This is a genomic window from Mycobacterium sp. PDNC021, assembly GCF_048282635.1.
In the GTDB taxonomy this organism is placed as follows: Bacteria; Actinomycetota; Actinomycetes; order Mycobacteriales; family Mycobacteriaceae; genus Mycobacterium; species Mycobacterium llatzerense.
Map to the genome: position 1 here is coordinate 1 of NZ_CP182502.1, position 15,177 is coordinate 15,177.

17 protein-coding genes are annotated in these 15,177 nt (G+C 66.0%); 6 read left to right on the plus strand and 11 right to left on the minus strand.

Features of this window, described 5'->3' with window-relative positions:
* Positions 1–9 precede the first annotated feature (9 nt).
* Positions 10–960: an allantoicase gene (gene alc, locus ACNO8X_RS00005; protein WP_418006058.1), complete on the plus strand. Its 951-nt coding sequence runs from the start codon at positions 10–12 to the stop codon at positions 958–960.
* Positions 957–1,859 (plus strand): allantoinase PuuE, encoded by a 903-nt coding sequence (puuE, locus tag ACNO8X_RS00010; RefSeq protein WP_418003616.1) that lies wholly within the window; start codon positions 957–959, stop codon positions 1,857–1,859. Before alc ends, puuE begins: the two co-directional genes overlap by 4 nt.
* Here puuE and ACNO8X_RS00015 read toward each other — a convergent pair.
* From ACNO8X_RS00015 to ACNO8X_RS00035, 5 genes are all read right to left on the minus strand, one after another.
* The gene (locus ACNO8X_RS00015) at positions 1,856–2,578 is read right to left on the minus strand and encodes an aspartate/glutamate racemase family protein (protein WP_418003617.1); all 723 of its coding nucleotides are present in this window, start codon (positions 2,576–2,578) and stop codon (positions 1,856–1,858) included. The two genes, puuE and ACNO8X_RS00015, sit on opposite strands and share 4 nt — an antisense overlap.
* A complete protein-coding gene (locus ACNO8X_RS00020; RefSeq protein WP_418003618.1) occupies positions 2,575–4,122 on the minus strand; it encodes an NCS1 family nucleobase:cation symporter-1 in 1,548 nt (515 codons plus the stop codon). The genes ACNO8X_RS00015 and ACNO8X_RS00020 overlap by 4 nt, the downstream gene beginning before the upstream one ends.
* A gap of 84 nt (positions 4,123–4,206) precedes the next feature.
* Entirely contained in the window at positions 4,207–4,908 is a 702-nt protein-coding gene (locus ACNO8X_RS00025; RefSeq protein ID WP_260971726.1) for a GntR family transcriptional regulator, read from the minus strand.
* 66 nt (positions 4,909–4,974) lie between these two features.
* Positions 4,975–6,525: a phytoene desaturase family protein gene (locus tag ACNO8X_RS00030; protein WP_418003619.1), complete on the minus strand. Its 1,551-nt coding sequence runs from the start codon at positions 6,523–6,525 to the stop codon at positions 4,975–4,977.
* 63 nt (positions 6,526–6,588) lie between these two features.
* Positions 6,589–7,173 (minus strand): TetR/AcrR family transcriptional regulator, encoded by a 585-nt coding sequence (locus tag ACNO8X_RS00035; protein WP_418003620.1) that lies wholly within the window; start codon positions 7,171–7,173, stop codon positions 6,589–6,591.
* 70 nt (positions 7,174–7,243) lie between these two features.
* Here ACNO8X_RS00035 and ACNO8X_RS00040 point away from each other — a divergent pair, with 70 nt between their 5' ends.
* Both ACNO8X_RS00040 and ACNO8X_RS00045 read left to right on the plus strand, forming a co-directional pair.
* Entirely contained in the window at positions 7,244–7,744 is a 501-nt protein-coding gene (locus ACNO8X_RS00040) for a DUF2834 domain-containing protein (RefSeq protein ID WP_418003621.1), read from the plus strand.
* 11 nt (positions 7,745–7,755) lie between these two features.
* Entirely contained in the window at positions 7,756–8,940 is a 1,185-nt protein-coding gene (locus ACNO8X_RS00045) for a pyridoxal phosphate-dependent aminotransferase (RefSeq protein ID WP_418006059.1), read from the plus strand.
* 52 nt (positions 8,941–8,992) lie between these two features.
* On the opposite strand, the gene ACNO8X_RS00050 is transcribed toward ACNO8X_RS00045, so the two are convergent.
* From ACNO8X_RS00050 to ACNO8X_RS00075, 6 genes are all read right to left on the minus strand, one after another.
* Positions 8,993–9,700, minus strand: a complete 708-nt coding sequence (locus ACNO8X_RS00050) for a GntR family transcriptional regulator (RefSeq protein WP_418003622.1) — start codon at positions 9,698–9,700, stop codon at positions 8,993–8,995.
* A gap of 27 nt (positions 9,701–9,727) precedes the next feature.
* Positions 9,728–10,165, minus strand: coding sequence for an SRPBCC family protein (locus ACNO8X_RS00055; protein ID WP_418003623.1), 438 nt, complete (start codon positions 10,163–10,165; stop codon positions 9,728–9,730).
* Between the two features lie 64 nt (positions 10,166–10,229).
* The gene (locus ACNO8X_RS00060) at positions 10,230–11,309 is read right to left on the minus strand and encodes a CaiB/BaiF CoA transferase family protein (protein WP_418003624.1); all 1,080 of its coding nucleotides are present in this window, start codon (positions 11,307–11,309) and stop codon (positions 10,230–10,232) included.
* 47 nt (positions 11,310–11,356) lie between these two features.
* On the minus strand, positions 11,357–11,797 hold the full coding sequence (locus tag ACNO8X_RS00065; RefSeq protein ID WP_043390474.1) for an SRPBCC family protein: 441 nt from the start codon (positions 11,795–11,797) through the stop codon (positions 11,357–11,359).
* 67 nt (positions 11,798–11,864) lie between these two features.
* Positions 11,865–12,563 (minus strand): sensor domain-containing protein, encoded by a 699-nt coding sequence (locus ACNO8X_RS00070; protein WP_418003625.1) that lies wholly within the window; start codon positions 12,561–12,563, stop codon positions 11,865–11,867.
* A 25-nt stretch (positions 12,564–12,588) separates the two neighbouring features.
* Complete coding sequence (locus ACNO8X_RS00075) at positions 12,589–13,089, minus strand: hypothetical protein (protein WP_418003626.1); 501 nt, start codon at positions 13,087–13,089, stop codon at positions 12,589–12,591.
* A 464-nt stretch (positions 13,090–13,553) separates the two neighbouring features.
* Between ACNO8X_RS00075 and ACNO8X_RS00080 the strand changes: the two genes are divergently transcribed.
* Both ACNO8X_RS00080 and ACNO8X_RS00085 read left to right on the plus strand, forming a co-directional pair.
* Positions 13,554–14,225 carry an MspA family porin gene (locus ACNO8X_RS00080; protein ID WP_418003627.1) on the plus strand — a complete coding sequence of 224 codons (672 nt, stop codon included), beginning with the start codon at positions 13,554–13,556 and terminating at the stop codon, positions 14,223–14,225.
* A 245-nt stretch (positions 14,226–14,470) separates the two neighbouring features.
* Positions 14,471–15,142, plus strand: coding sequence for an MspA family porin (locus ACNO8X_RS00085; protein ID WP_133762355.1), 672 nt, complete (start codon positions 14,471–14,473; stop codon positions 15,140–15,142).
* Positions 15,143–15,177: the final 35 nt, after the last annotated feature.

A 15,177-nucleotide genomic window follows, 5' to 3' on the forward strand; every position in this document is an offset into this window, starting at 1 on the left:
ACTGAATCACTGCCAGACTTCACCTGGCTGCCAGATCTCGCGCTACGGAGCCTCGGCGGGGCGGTGATCTGGGCCAACGACGAACTGTTCGCCGAGAAGGAAAACCTCATCTCCCCCGGTCCCTCGGCATATCGGCCGGCGTCGTTCGGGCACAAGGGCCAGGTGTACGACGGTTGGGAGACCCGGCGACGCCGCGACGCCGGCCACGACACGGCGATCGTGCGGCTCGGTGTGCCTGGCGTCATCCGAGGCGTGGTGGTGGACACCGCCTGGTTCAAGGGCAACTATCCGCCGTCGGTCTCCGTCGACGCCATCGAGGTCGACGGGTATCCGACCGCCGAACAGCTGGCCACCGATCCCGGCTGGGTGCCGCTCATCGAACGCTCGCGCGTATACGGGGACACGCGCAACAACTTCGAGGTGTCCTCGGAACAGCGATGGACGCATGTGCGCCTCAACATCTACCCAGACGGCGGGGTGGCGCGCCTGCGGGTGCACGGAGAAGGCCGCCCGGACAAACGATTCCTCGGCATCGGCCCCGTGGACCTGGCGGCGCTGGAGAACGGCGGCCTGGTGCTGGACTGCTCGAACCGGTTTTACAGCTCGCCGCAGAATCTGATCTTCCCCGGACAAGCGCAGGTGATGGGCGACGGCTGGGAAACCGCCCGTCGTCGCGACGACTCCAACGACTGGGTGCGTATCGGGCTGGCCGGACCGGGCCGGGTGCAGCTCGCCGAAATCGATACGTCCTACTTCATCGGCAACAGCCCCGGGGCCGCGGCGTTGACCGGATTGCGCGCCGACGGGCAGTGGATCGAACTCCTGCCCCGCACCGAGCTGCTGCCCGACACGCGCCACCGCTTCCTCATCGACACCGCCGACGTGGTGTCCGAGGCACGACTGGACATCTATCCGGACGGAGGGTTGGCGCGATTGCGGCTGTTCGGGGAGCTCACGTGAGCTACCCGCGCGATCTGGTGGGCTACGGCCGCACCCCGCCGGACCCGCAGTGGCCCGGGGGTGCGGCGATTGCGGTGCAGTTCGTCCTCAACTATGAAGAGGGCGCGGAGAACAACGTGCTGGACGGGGATCCGACCTCAGAGACGTTCCTGTCCGAGATGACCCCGGCCGACGCGTTCCCCGACCGGCACATGAGCATGGAGTCGCTCTACGAGTACGGCTCGCGGGCCGGGTTGTGGCGGATACTAAGGCTTTTCGAGCGCCGGGGTGTCCCGCTGACCATCTTCGCGGTGGCCCGGGCCCTGCAGCGCAACCCGGAGGCGCTGGCCGCGTTCGGCGAACTCGGTCACGAGATCGCCTGTCACGGTCTGCGGTGGAAGTCCTACCAGCTCACCGAACGCGACACCGAACGCGAGCACATGGCCGAAGCGGTACGAATCCTGACCGAGCTCACCGGCGCCGCGCCGCTGGGCTGGTACACCGGCCGGGACTCACCACACACTCGGGAGCTGGTGGTCGAACACGGCGGGTTCGTCTACGACTCGGACTCCTATGCCGACGATCTGCCGTACTGGGTGCGGGTGGCCGGCGCCGACCATCTCGTGGTGCCGTACACGCTGGACACCAACGACATGCGATTCGCTTCTCCGGCAGGCTTTTCCAACGGCGAGGAGTTCTTCGCGCATCTGCGTGACGCGTTCGACGTGCTCTACGCCGAAGGTCTGGGCGGCAGCCCGAAGATGCTCTCCGTCGGGTTGCACTGCCGCCTGGTCGGCCGACCGGCCCGCAGTGCAGCCCTGGAACGATTCCTCGACCACGTGCAGCGCCACGAACGGGTGTGGCTGGCCCGGCGCATCGAGATCGCCGAGCACTGGCGCGCCGTGCACCCGGCCGGTTAGCCTCCGCGCCGGGCGGTGTACTCCTTGACCGGCGGTGTCGCGAACTCGCCGCGTTTGCCGGTGCGCAGACCCATCCGCACCAACGCCTGCACCGTCAGCGTCGCGGCGCTCACCCCGTCGACCACCGGCACCCCCAGCTCGGCGGTGATCGCCGCGCACATCTCGGCCATGCCCGCGCACCCCAGAACGATGGCGTCCGAGCCGTCGGCCTCCAACGCCTCCCGGCACGCCTCGGTGATGACCTTGCGCGCCGTCGGGTCGGTCTCCAGATCGAGCACCGGAATGTCGCAGGCGTGTATGCCCAGGCAGAACCGTTGCATCCCATAGCGTTCCGCCAGATCCGCCGCTCGGCCCATGGTCCGGGACAGCGTCGTCACCACCGAGAAGCCCCGGCCCAGATGGCTGGCGGTCTGCATCGCGGCCTCGGCGATGCCGATGACCGGGCCGGCCGCGACCTCCCGGGCCGCGTCCAGACCGGGATCTCCGAAGCACGCGATCACATACCCGTCGACCCCGGCGTCCTCACCGCGCCGGATCATCTCGAGCAGACCCGGCACACTCATGGCCTCGTCGTAGTGGCTTTCGATCGAGGGCGGACCCCATTCGGACGTCACGGCAACGACATCAACGCCGGGACCGGCCACTGCCTGTGCGCAGCGGCCGATCCCAACGGTCATGGATTCGGTGGTGTTGGGGTTGATCACCCAAATCCGGGTCACGACAACGACTTTACGACGAACCTGTCGCGGGCAGCCAGTTGACGGTAAAGGCCGAATGCTACGCCGCAGCCGATGAACCAGCTGTACTGAGCGGCGGTGTGCATGCCGTACACCGTGCCCGCCAGTAGCACCGGAAGCGCCGCGAGCACCGCGCCGACCACGGTGGCGATGACCGCGACCTTGTTGTATCCGTTGGTGTACCAGTACTTTCCGGACTCGTTCATGGTGAACAGGTCGTCGACGATCACCTTCTGCTTGCGCACCAGGTAGAAGTCGGCGAGCAGCACGCCGAACAGTGGGCCGATGAAGGCGCCCAGGGTCTCCAGCGTGTAGTGGATCACCTCAGGGTTGTTGTAGAGGTTCCACGGGGTGATCAGTATCGAGCCGACCGCGGCGATCATGCCGCCGGCACGCCAGCTGATCCGCTGCGGGCTGACATTGGAGAAGTCGAATGCCGGGCTGATGAAATTGGCGACGATGTTGATGCCGATGGTTGCGATCGTGAAGGTCAACGCGCCCAACACAATTGCGAACGTGCTGTCGATGCGGGCCACGGTTTGCACCGGGTCGGTGAGCAGTTCGCCGAACACCGGCAGCGTCAGCGACGCGGTGACCACCACCAGCACCGAGAACACCAGGAAGTTGACTGGCAGTCCGAGGAAGTTGCCCTTTTTGACCGCGGCGAACGACTTGCCGTAGCGGGAGAAGTCGCCGAAGTTGAGCATCGGACCGGAGAAGTAGGACACCACCAGCGCGATCGCGCCGAGCATCACCGGAATCGAATCGAAGCCGGTGTACTTGACCTCGCCGAGGTTGAGATCGATTGCGCCCCAGCCAGCTTTGTAGATCAGGTAACCGCAAAGGACGAACATGACGACATAGACAGCGGGGCCACAGAAGTCGATGAACCTGCGGATGGCCTCCATACCGCGCCAGAAGACGCAGGCTTGCAGCACCCACAACAGCAGGAAACTGCCCCAACCCAGTACCGGCAAGCCGAGGAAGCCGTGGGTGCCGAGATCGGCATACGGCGCCAATCCCGGAAACAGCTTGAGCAGCACCACATCCAGTGCCGCCGATGCCAGGTAGGTTTGGATGCCGTACCAGGCCACCGCGATCAGGCCGCGGATGACGGCCGGGACATTCGCCCCCAACACCCCGAACGCGGTGCGACACATCACCGGATACGGCACACCGGCAACCTGACTCGGCTTGGCGACCAGGTTGCACAGGAAGTAGACGAGGGTGATGCCGATCAGCAACGCCACCAGCACCTGCCAACTGGCCAGGCCCAGCGCGAACAGGCTGCCCGCCGTCACATAGCCGCCGACGCTGTGCACGTCGGACATCCAGAACGCAAAGATGTTGTAGGAGCCCCAACTCTGTTTGCCCAACGGGGCCAGGTCCTCGTTGGTCAACCGCGGGTCGTACTCCGGTTTGATGACGCCGCCACCGACTGGGTGGCCGGCGGCCTCGACAATGTCACCTGCGCCGACCACCGCGCCCGGTGGCATTACTTCCTTGGGAACGAGAGTGTCAGTCATGCTGGAGAACGCTAGAAATGCAACGTTTCCCTGCTGTTTCACCTGAGATATGCGGCAATTGCGGAAAAGATATATGTTTCGCGGCTACGCCAGCAGCCCGGTGTCTGTCGGCAATTTGGCGATCACCGCATTGAGCCGGACGGCGTGGTCCGCCGCGACCGCGATCAGGCGCTCGGCATCGCCGGCGACGAAGGCGTCGACCATCGCGCAATGATCGGCATGCAGGCCCGCCCGGTCGTCATGGCTGACATGCACCATCGACTGCACCGGTTCGGTGACATTCCACGCCGCCTCCAGCATGTGCAGCAGCCGGTGCATGCGCGACGGCCGGGTGAGGGCGGCATGCAACTCACGGCTCTGCCGGTGGTAGGCGCCCGCGTCATCGTCGCGGATCGCCTGCTGCAGCCTGACATTGACCGCGACCGCAGCCGCGCGGTCCGCGTCGGAGGCGTTGGCCACGGCGACTGCCAGCGACGCTGACTCCAAAGCCTCACGCACGATGTACATTTCGCGCAGTTCCTGCGGTGTCAACAGGGCCACCGTGTAGCCGAAATTGAGCCGGTGCTCTACCAGCCCTTCCCCGATCAGGGTTTTGAGCGCCTCCCGTACCGGAATCTGGCTGACGCCGAACACGTCGGCCACGTCGGCCAACGGGATGGGCGTACCAGGCGGCACACCGCCGTCGAGGAGCGCACGGCGCAGTTCGTTCAACACCCCCTGCTGTGACGGCGCAGCCCGGTCTGCGACCAGCTGTCCGAGCAGGACCGAACGCCGGTGGGGCCGCATACCCGCAGACTAGGTCGCTGTTGTTCCCGAACCCGTTTCGGCGAAGTTTCCACCTTGTTAGCGGAGTCAGGTGTTGAGCACGGCGTGGGCGGCGTTGTAGCCCGGGATGAAGTTGACGGCCGGGCCACCGTGGCAGCCGGCGCCGCCCAGGTACAGGCCCTCGACCGGCAGCTCCTGGTCGAGGTAGCCGCGCGGACCGGGCCGGTTCGGGCCCATCTGCTCGGGGTGGATCAGGCCGTGGCAGAAGTCGCCGCCGGGGGCACCGAACATTCGCTCCATGTGCCGCGGGGTGAAGGTGGTGTGGCGCAGGATCAGCTTCTCGAAGTTGGGTGCCACGCGGGTGATCTTGTCGATGACCCGTTGTCCCATCTCACGTTTCATCGTGCCGTAGTCGCCGTCGCCTTCGACCGGGAACCACAGCGCGAACGCCGACGACGCATGCTTGCCCGGCGGCGCCAGCCCGGGATCCTGCACCGACGGAATCTGCCAGGCGATGGACGGATCGGCAGGCACGATACCCCGGCGACTGTCCTCCCACTGCTGCTGCAGTTCTTCCGGAGTGCTGAAAAGTCCGATGGTGCCCTGCAATTCGGGGTTGTTCAGGATTTCGTAGGGCTCGTCGAACTCCGGGATGCCGTCGAGCGCGAAGTGCATCTGCAGGTAGCTGCCCCGGTGGTCGACGCGCACGTAGCGGGCCCGCACGTCGTCGGGCACGGCGCCGCCGAGCAGCCGCTCCACGGTGTACGACGGCGCGAGAGAGGAAACCACCACGGGCGCAGCGATTTCCGTGCCGTCTTCGAGCCGGACACCGGTGACCCGGCCGTTGTCGGCGGTGATGGCGGCGACGGCGCTGCGCAACCGGACCTCACCGCCGTGCGCGACGAACGCGTCCTCGAGGTGCTTGGCCAGTGCCCCGATGCCGCCCTTGAGCTTTCGCATGAGCGACGCGCCGTCGGTGGGGATGGCCAGCCCGAAGGCCAGTGCGGCGGCGCTGCCCGGGGTGGCCGGGCCGCGGTAGGTGGTGTTGCACGCCAGTACTGACAGCATGCCGCGGATGGCTCCGTGCTTGTCCTTGTCCGGCAGGTAGCGGTCCAGCACGTCGGTCACCGAGCCGAACAGCATGTCGGTGATGGCCGACCGCTCGAATTCGTTTGTGGCGCAGGCATACATCTCGTCGTAGGTCTTGGGCGGCAGCCCCGCGTCGAACCGGCCGAGGGCCCGGGCGGGCGCCATGCTCCAGGCCATCAGTCCGGCCATGCCATTGACGGCCTCGGCGCCGTGCAGCTCGTTCATGTGGGTGAGCAGCTTCATCGGGTCGGAGTAGAAGAGGAACGGCTCGTCGCCGATCCCCCGCATGTTGACCGACATGACCTCCTGCTCGACGCTCGGCACTTCGTCGAGGCCCAGCTCCTGGCTCACCTTGAGAGACGTCGGGAACTGCTCGGACCCGGCGATCTCGAATTTGAAGCCGTCGAACAGCTCGACGGTCGAGGCCATGCCGCCGGAGTAGAGCTTGGACTCCAGACACAGCGTGCGCAGGCCCGCCTTCTGCAGCATCACCGCCGAAGCCAGTCCGTTGTGTCCCGCTCCCACCACGATCGCATCGAATTGCGCCATGCCCGCAGACTCGCACCGCCGGACCAGTTATGTCAATAGTGACAAAACTTTGGCCGAAGCGACTCAGACCGGCCCGGCCGCCAGCTGATCCAACGCCTGGTGACACATGCGCGCCAGATCGGCCAGCGACCGGTCCGCGCCCAGCATCCACACCTCCATCGCGCCGAACACCGCGGCCGCGATGGTCCGCGAGGTCACCGCGATCCGCAGCCGGTCCGCCGATCCGCCGCGCCGCGCCAGGTGCTCGGCGATGGCGTCGGCGAAGTCCGCTTCGACCTGGCGGATGTGGCTGACGATCCGATCGGCGTCGAGTTCCTGTTCGCGCAACGCCGCAATCTTGGTGACGGCGCCAAAGTCGTACGGAAAAGCAAAGATCGCGGCTTGCACGGCTACCAGCACGGGCTCGTCAGCGGGCCGCCCGGCCAGCGCGGACCGGAACCAGGTCAGGCCGGCGTCGTAGTCGGCGAACAGCAGCTCATGTTTGGAGGTGAAATGCCGGTAGAACGTGCGCAGGGACACCCCCGCATCCGCGGCGATCTCTTCGGCGGTGGTGCCCTCCACGCCCTGCGCCAGGAAGCGGACCAACGCCGCCTGCTGCAACGCCTCACGCGTGCGCTCACTGCGAACGGTCTGCGGCGGGCGTGGCATCCCAGTACGGTACCGCAGAATGTTTTGTCATGATTGACAAAACATTGGGCGGCGAGCAGACTCCGCTGGCATGGTCTCGCTCATCGTCCACGCCGTCCTCGGACTGATCACCATCGCGTTCATCGTCAAGCTCAATCCGGCGGTATTCCGCAAGCCCGTCGACGGACCCGCGTTCTCGGCTCTCGAGGTGGCCTACTACGTCATCGGCATCGCCTCGATAGCGCTCGGCTACTACTTCAACACCAAGTTCGTGATGGATTACCAACCGCCGAACGGCAATCCGATCACTGGGCCGGGCAGCTGGTCGGATTACATCCGGCTGATGTTCGTCAACCCCGCGGCGTCCTCGGCTGGCCAGGACTACACGATCATCAATGTGATCCTGCTGCCGTTGTTCACCATCGCGGACGGCCTGCGGCGCGGCATCCGGCATCCGTGGCTGTTCTTCGTCAGCAGCCTGTTCACCAGTTGCGCCTTCGCGCTGGCGTTCTACTTCGCGGTCATCGCGCGGCAGCAGCGGCATCAGGGTGCGGCCGACAACGTCAGGGGTTCTGCGACAATCTCGGGGTGACGCCCCCGAGGATGGTCGCCCGCCTGCGGCCCTACGCCTCCACCATCTTCGCCGAGATGTCGGCGCTGGCCGCGCGGGTCGGCGCCGTCAACCTCGGCCAAGGTTTTCCCGACGAGGACGGTCCGGTGCCGATGCTCGCGGTGGCGCAGCAAGCCATCGCGGACGGCGTCAACCAGTACCCGCCGGGCCCGGGCATCCCCGCCCTGCGCCAGGCCATCGCCGCCCAGCGAAAACGGCACTACGGCATCGAATACGACCCGGACACCGAGGTACTGGTCACCGTCGGCGGCACGGAGGCCATCGCGTCGGCCGTGCTCGGACTGGTCGAGCCGGGGTCCGACATCCTGATCATCGCGCCGTTCTACGACTCCTACTCCCCGGTGATCGCGATGGCGGGGTGCCGCCGGGTGCCGATCCCATTGGTGCCCGACAACCGTGGCCCATTGGTGGCTCGCCACCGTGGCTTCGCCATCGACATCGACCGGCTCCGCGCCGCGATCACCCCGCAGACCCGCGCCCTGATCCTCAACTCACCGCACAATCCCACAGGGATGGTCGCCAGTCACGATGAGCTGACAGCCATCGCCGCACTCGCCATCGAGCACGATCTGTTGGTGATCACCGACGAGGTCTACGAGCAGCTGACGTTCGACGGCCATCAGCACCGGCCGCTCGCGGGATACCCCGGCATGGCCGAGCGCACCGTCACCATCTCCAGCGCCGCGAAGATGTTCAACTGCACCGGCTGGAAGATCGGCTGGGCCTGCGGGCCCGCCGACCTGATCGCCGGCGTCCGCGCCGCCAAGCAGTACCTGACATACGTCGGGGGCGCGCCATTCCAGCCGGCCGTCGCGCACGCGCTCGACCACGAGGACGCGTGGGTCGCGGCGCTGCGAAAGTCCTACCGCGGCAAGCGGGACCGGCTGGCGGGCGCCCTGACCGACATCGGATTCGATGTGCACGACAGCTTCGGCACCTACTTCCTGTGCGCCGATCCCCGGCCGCTGGGATACGACGACAGCACGGCGTTCTGCGCGAAACTACCCGAACGGGTCGGCGTCGCCGCCATCCCCATGTCCGCCTTCCTGGATCCCGATTCACCTGACTCGGCGGGCTGGAATCACCTGGTGCGCTTTGCCTTCTGCAAGCGCGACGACACCCTCGAAGAGGCCATCAGCCGGCTCCGCACCCTGTGATTTGTGCACGAAAATCCGCGCCCGCCGCAGAAAATCGTGCACAAATCGCGCACTACTCGTCGTGGAGCAGCCCGGTATCGGTGGGCAGGGTGCCGATCGCGGCGTCGACGCTGTCGTTGTGCCGCTGCGCCACCGCATTCAGCCGGTCGGTGTCCCGGGCCAGGAAGGCCTCCAGCATCTCGTCGTGATCGTGATTGAGCTTGGCCCGGTCGTCCGGAGTCACGTGCATCATCGCCTGCACGGGTTCGATCATGTTCCACGACATCTCGAGAATGTGCAGCAGCCGATGCATGCCCGACGGACGCACCAGCGCCATGTGGAAGTTGCGGCTCTCCCGCTGGAACGCCGCACCGTCGGAGTCCTGAATCGCTTGCGCCATGCGGTCATTGGCCTCGACGGCAACGGCCCGCTCGTAGTCGGTGGCTCGCTCCGCGGCAACCGCGAGCGCTGCGCCCTCCAGTGCCGCGCGCACGAGGTACATCTCGTGCAGCTCCTGTTTCGTCATCCGCGCGACGGCGTACCCCGAGTTCGGCCGGTGGGTCACCAGGCCTTCACTGATCAGCGTCTTGAGCGCCTCCCGGACGGGAATGTGACTGACACCGAACAGCTCGGCAACCTCGGTCAGCGGCACCGGCGTTCCGGGCGGCGCGTCACCGCGCAGGATCACCCGACGCAGTTCTGTCACCACGGTCTGCTGCGGCCCACCGTGCCGCACCACCACCAGCTTCTCCAACAGCGGAGAAGGTGGGCGGTCTGCCATACAAGCTCCCTATCGACAGAGTGTGGACTAGCCGTAGAGCCGAGTCACCCGGGCCCGCAGCCGGTCGACCGCAGCATCGAGCACCAGTTTGCGGGCTCGGCGCAACAAGAACTCCGGAATGGGGGCAACCAGGTCCACGATGATGTCGAACCGCACCCGGGTCCGATCGCCCTCGCGAGTCAATTTGTACTCGGCATGCTGACTGCGTTGTTGGAACGTGTCGGCCGCGTCCCACACCATCCAGTCATCACCCCAGTGGTATTCCAGGAGCTCCTTATCGGTGATGCCCATGATCTTCACGGTCGCTTTGACGTGGTGCGGACGACCGTTCGGATATCGATCTACTACCTGTAGTTCCCGGTGCAAGCTGCGCCATTGCGACGCCTCGTCCATATCTGCCAGCGCATCCATGATGGCTTCGGGCGAGGCGTCGATCACCAGCTCTCGGGACGCCATAACTGCCATAAGAGCAAATTTAGTCCTCTACACCGGCCTCGGGTAGGGAATACGTCAGCTAACTTCTCAACCGTTACCAACCGACCTCGTCGATCGGCGTGGTCTGCTGCGGCGGGGCACCGACTGGGCCGGACGGGGTGCGAGAGAACCGCGGCGCCGGTGCGGCCTGGTCGACGCCGTCGACCGTGACGATGGTCGACCTGGCCCGGAGGTGGTCACCGGCCGCCGCCTCGGTCCAGTTGAGCACGGGAGTGACGCAGGCGTCGGTGCCGGCAAAGGTGTCGGCCCACTCGGCGCGGGTCCGGCTCGCGAACCGGGCAGCAAAGATGTCGCGCATCTCGTCGTAGCGCGCGAGATCGAACTGGTTGGGCACCTCGGCAGGATCCAGGCCGAGACCCACAAGTAGCTGAGCGAAGAACTGCGGCTCGATCGAACCGACCGCCATGTAGCCGCCGTCGGAGGTCTCGTACACGCGGTAGTACGGGGCGCCGCCGTCGAGGAGGAACGACTCGCGCTGGTCCTTCATCACGCCGGTGGACTTCATGGTCCACATCATCTGGGCGAGCATGCTGACACCGTCGACCATCGCCGCGTCGACCACCTGGCCGCGGCCGGACTGTTCGCGTTCGTACAGTGCCGTCACGATGCCGATCAGCACCAGCATCGAACCGCCGCCGAAGTCGGCGACCAGGTTCAGGGGTGCCACCGGCGGGCGGTCGCGGTAGCCGATGGCCGACAGCGCGCCGGTCTGCGACAGGTAGTTGATGTCATGGCCCGCGGTCTGCGCGAGCGGTCCGTCCTGTCCCCAGCCGGTGATCCGGGCGAAGATCAGCCGCGGGTTGACGGCCTCGCACTCGGCCGGCCCGATGCCGAGGCGCTCACAGGTGCCGGGGCGGAAACAGTCAAGCAGCACATCAGCTTTCGCGGCCAGCGCGAGCAGCGCGGCCGGGTCGGACTTCACGTCCAGGTCGACGATCCGCTTGCCGCGGTGCAGCAGGTCGACGTTCTCGGCCGGCATGGTCAGACCGCCGGGGCGACGGACCCGCACCACGTCGGCGCCGAGGTCGGCCAGCATCATGGCGGTGTGCGGCCCGGGGCCGATCCCGCCGAGTTCGATCACCTTGACACCGGCCAGTGGCCCCGCATTCGTCATCCCGCGACGTTAGCCCATGGGTCAACGAGACTGAATCCCGGTGTGCGTCAGCCCTTCTTGTTCTTCGCCATGAACTTTTTCAGTCCCTCGGTGGCGGTCTCGGCGCCGCCGCTGACGCTGCGCTTCAACAGGAATCCGGGGATCGGCACCACCGGGTCGACGGTGATCTCGAACTTCACCTTGGTCTTGTTGCCGGCCGGGGTCAGCGTGTAGCGCGCTTCCTGCTTCTTGAGCGACGACGACCTGATCAGCACCCAGCTGCCCGTCAGGTCGGTCCAGGTGTATTCCAGGATCTGATCGTCGGCCATACCGGCGGCCTTGATGGTCATCTTGGCCTGCTTCGGCCGGCCGTTGTCGTAGGTGGCCAGCACCTCGGCCTTGGTGTACTGCGGCGACCACACAGGTGTCTGCGCCAGGTCGGCGATGACATCCATGATCTCTTCAGGGGTTGCCTCGATGGTCACTTCATGCGACGCGCTGACTGCCATGGCGAGACCCTAGACCACGAGGCGGCGCGCCGTGACCGGGATGGTGCAACCAGCGGGACGATCTCCGCTAGTGGATGCCCGCTTGGATCTTCGTGGCGATATCAGCGGCCGCCGTCACCGGCGCCTTGGGAGTGCATGCCTCAACGTCGATGATCAGGTTGGCGACCAGCTGCAAAACATGTTGGCACCAACGGGTTTCGGGTCCGGTGCCACGGGTGATGGGCATCGCGAGTTTGGTGTCGGTACGCTCCAGGTCGCCGGACAGCCACTTCGGCAGCGGCTTGTCGTTGAGCCGGATGTTCACGTGGTGGTTGGTGCACTTGGACCACCGCTCGGCCGACAGGTTGAAGAAGTTACGGGCCGCCGCGGACGTCGGGTAGTAGACGACCGACTGTGCCGCCAGGTAGTTCCACTGATCGACGTCGGGCGTCCGCAGCATCTGCTGCCGCACGAGCTTCCAGTCCTGGCCGCTCTTGACGTCCTTGCCGTCCTTCGAATAGATGACGGCCTCGTTGATCTGCCAGACGCCGAGGCAATTCAGGTTCGGCAGCATGTTCCGGTGATCGTCCATCACATCTGTCGGCGGCTGGCCGACCAGGCCCGTGACGCCCATCGTCTTGTTCAGCTCGGCGGGGGTCAGCAGCAGATCGTTGATGCTCGACTCGGCAACGACCGACGGCGTGGCTGGTGTCGGCGTGCCCGTCTTACCGCCGCAGGCCGCCAGGGCCAGGCACAGCACGGCAACGCCGAAGGCGTGTCGCTTCACGTGTTCCTTATATACCGGCGCGCGCTCAGGCGTGCGTGCCGGCCGCGGCGCACTCGCGCTGGACGGCCTCGGCGTTGGTGTTGACCGCAGTCGCGGTGTCGTCTAGACTGCCGCCGGTCATGCCGATGCCCATCTTCACCAACAGCTTCGCGGCGCCGTAGGACCACGACCGCATGGGGTCGGCGATTGCAGGCGTCAGCCCGGGCGTGTTCGCGGCGTCCATCGCGACGGCGGCCGACTGCCGCAGGCTGGTCCGGCCCTGCTGGTTGGTCTGGTGGACATACGGATCGTTGTCGTCAACGCTGTCGGCGAAGGCGCCGTAGCCGTCGGAGGCGCTATCGAGAGCCGAGGCGAACTTCGAGCACGCCGCAACCGCGGCGGGGTCGGCATTCGATGACGTGACACCCGAAGCCTGCACCTGGGTGCTGATATCCACTGTGCCCGCGGCGCCGGCGTCGTCCGGGTCGGCTGCCGCGCTGGGCAGGTACATCGCCCCGGCTCCGAAGACGACAACAGACGCGGCCATCAGCCGTGCCCAAGTGTGTGAAGACTTCACCGTTTTCCTCCAAGTCTTTCGCGCCGCGTCCACCGGGGGCGTTCGCCCAACCGGCAATGACGGACGCTCGGCGTTCGACCTACCCACGGTCGGTCGTACACATGGCCAGTTGGTTAACAACAAACCAACCAGCGATTTCCAAACTCCGTCGGTTGCATGGCACCGATCAGCGGATGACCTAGATCACACTCACCAACCAGCGCATTCAACAGTCGGCAACCACGACAAATGACTCCAGCAATACACGCATATTCCCGAGTCGCCCAGTAGTTGATAACGCAGGGGCAAGTTTTTGCGGTCCGTTAACCGTCCGGCAACCCGGCCGGTAGATGCTCCGCAGCGACACAAATACAGCAACGCACAGCGATCCCACTGGAACGTTGCAATACCCGATTACGAGAGGCGCGCTCATCACCATGTCGAACCGTTATGCCATGTTGGCAGCCCTTTGCGTGGTGCTCCCGGTCGGCACCGCGCCGCTGGCACTCGCCGACCCGCCCACCGACCCTGCCCCCGTGCAGCCGGCCGGCAACCCCGGTCCCCCGCCGCCAGGCGAAGGCGCCGTCCCCTCAGGCCCCGCCGGAATCCTCGACACCCCCGACGGCTGGCACCTGTCGGTCGTCGGCAGCAACGAGACCCAACTGCCCGTCGCCCCCCTGACCACCGCACTCTCCTCACGCGAATACTGGGTCGCCGGCACCTTCACCGGCACCGTCACCGGCGGCGGAAAAACCAAACTCGCTGGTGGAACCCTCGAAGCCGGCGAACAGATCGGCTGCGGCATCATCTCCGACGAAACCGAGATCAACCCCGGTATCAGCTTCACCCCCGGCATCAAGATCCCGTTCGCCGGCACCGACCCCAGCCTGGGCACCGGTATCAGCCTGCAGGGCAAGGTCTACCTCAAGCCCGGCACCGTCACCACCGTCGCCATCGACAAGAAGTCGTTCAAAGGCACCACGGCCCGCGTCACCATCACCGGCGTCCGGATCAAGACCGACCAATGCGCCGGCCAGTCCTTCATCCGGTCGTACGCCACCCTGACCAGCTCCACCGACAACACCGACGACGTCATCACCTACCTCGGCGTGACCAAGTCCGTCTGACCTTGGCTTCGGATGCGGCCGGCATAGTCCGGCCGCATCCGAACACAGACAATTCGGACGGGAATTTTGAATCAGTGCGATGCAAAATATTGCCACTGAACACAATTTCGACGATCGGGACAGCGAAATATCCGGAAGACGAAATTGGCCGTCCGTTCACCAGAATGAAAACCGAACATTTAATGCTCCCCCACAGCGATACAAATCCACCCAGGATTCCAACCACGGAGAGGCGCCGTAACCCCATGTTGAACCGACTCGCCACTATGGCTGCCGCAGCAGGCGTGCTGCTGTCGGCGACCGTTGCGCCGCTCGCCCAGGCCGACCCGGCCGACCCGGCCGGCTTCGACGGCCCGCCGCCGGACACCGGCATCGTGGCCTCCGACGAACCCGCCACGGTCACCTCCCCCGACGGCTGGGTCCTGACGGTCGTCGCCAAGAACGAGACCGAGCTGCCCGTCGCCCCGCTGACCACTGCGGCCTCGTCCCGCGAGTACCTGGTGGGCGGCACGTTCAGCGGCACGGTCACCGGCAACGGCAAGACCAAGCTGTCTGGTGGCACGCTGGAAGCCGGCTACCAGATCGGCTGCGGCATCGAGCTCGGCCAGGTGCGTCTGATCGGCCAGATCGGTCTGAGCACCTCCGGTTCCACCCTCGCCGGCCTGATCCCCACCGGTATCAGCGTCCCGATGTCGGGCACCGTAGAAATCCACCCGAAGCCCGGCACGGTGACCCAGGTCCCGGTCGACAAGAAGACCTTCAAGTCCGCTCCGGTGCGCGTCACCCTCAAGGACACCCACATCAAGGTCGATGGTTGCGTCGGTCAGTCCTTCCTGCGGTCCTACGCGGTGCTGACCAGCTCCACCACCGACACCGACGACATCGTCGCCTACTACGGCATCACGAAGTCGGTCTGATGCACCGTGTTGCACGCGGAGTTGTCGCCGCCGCA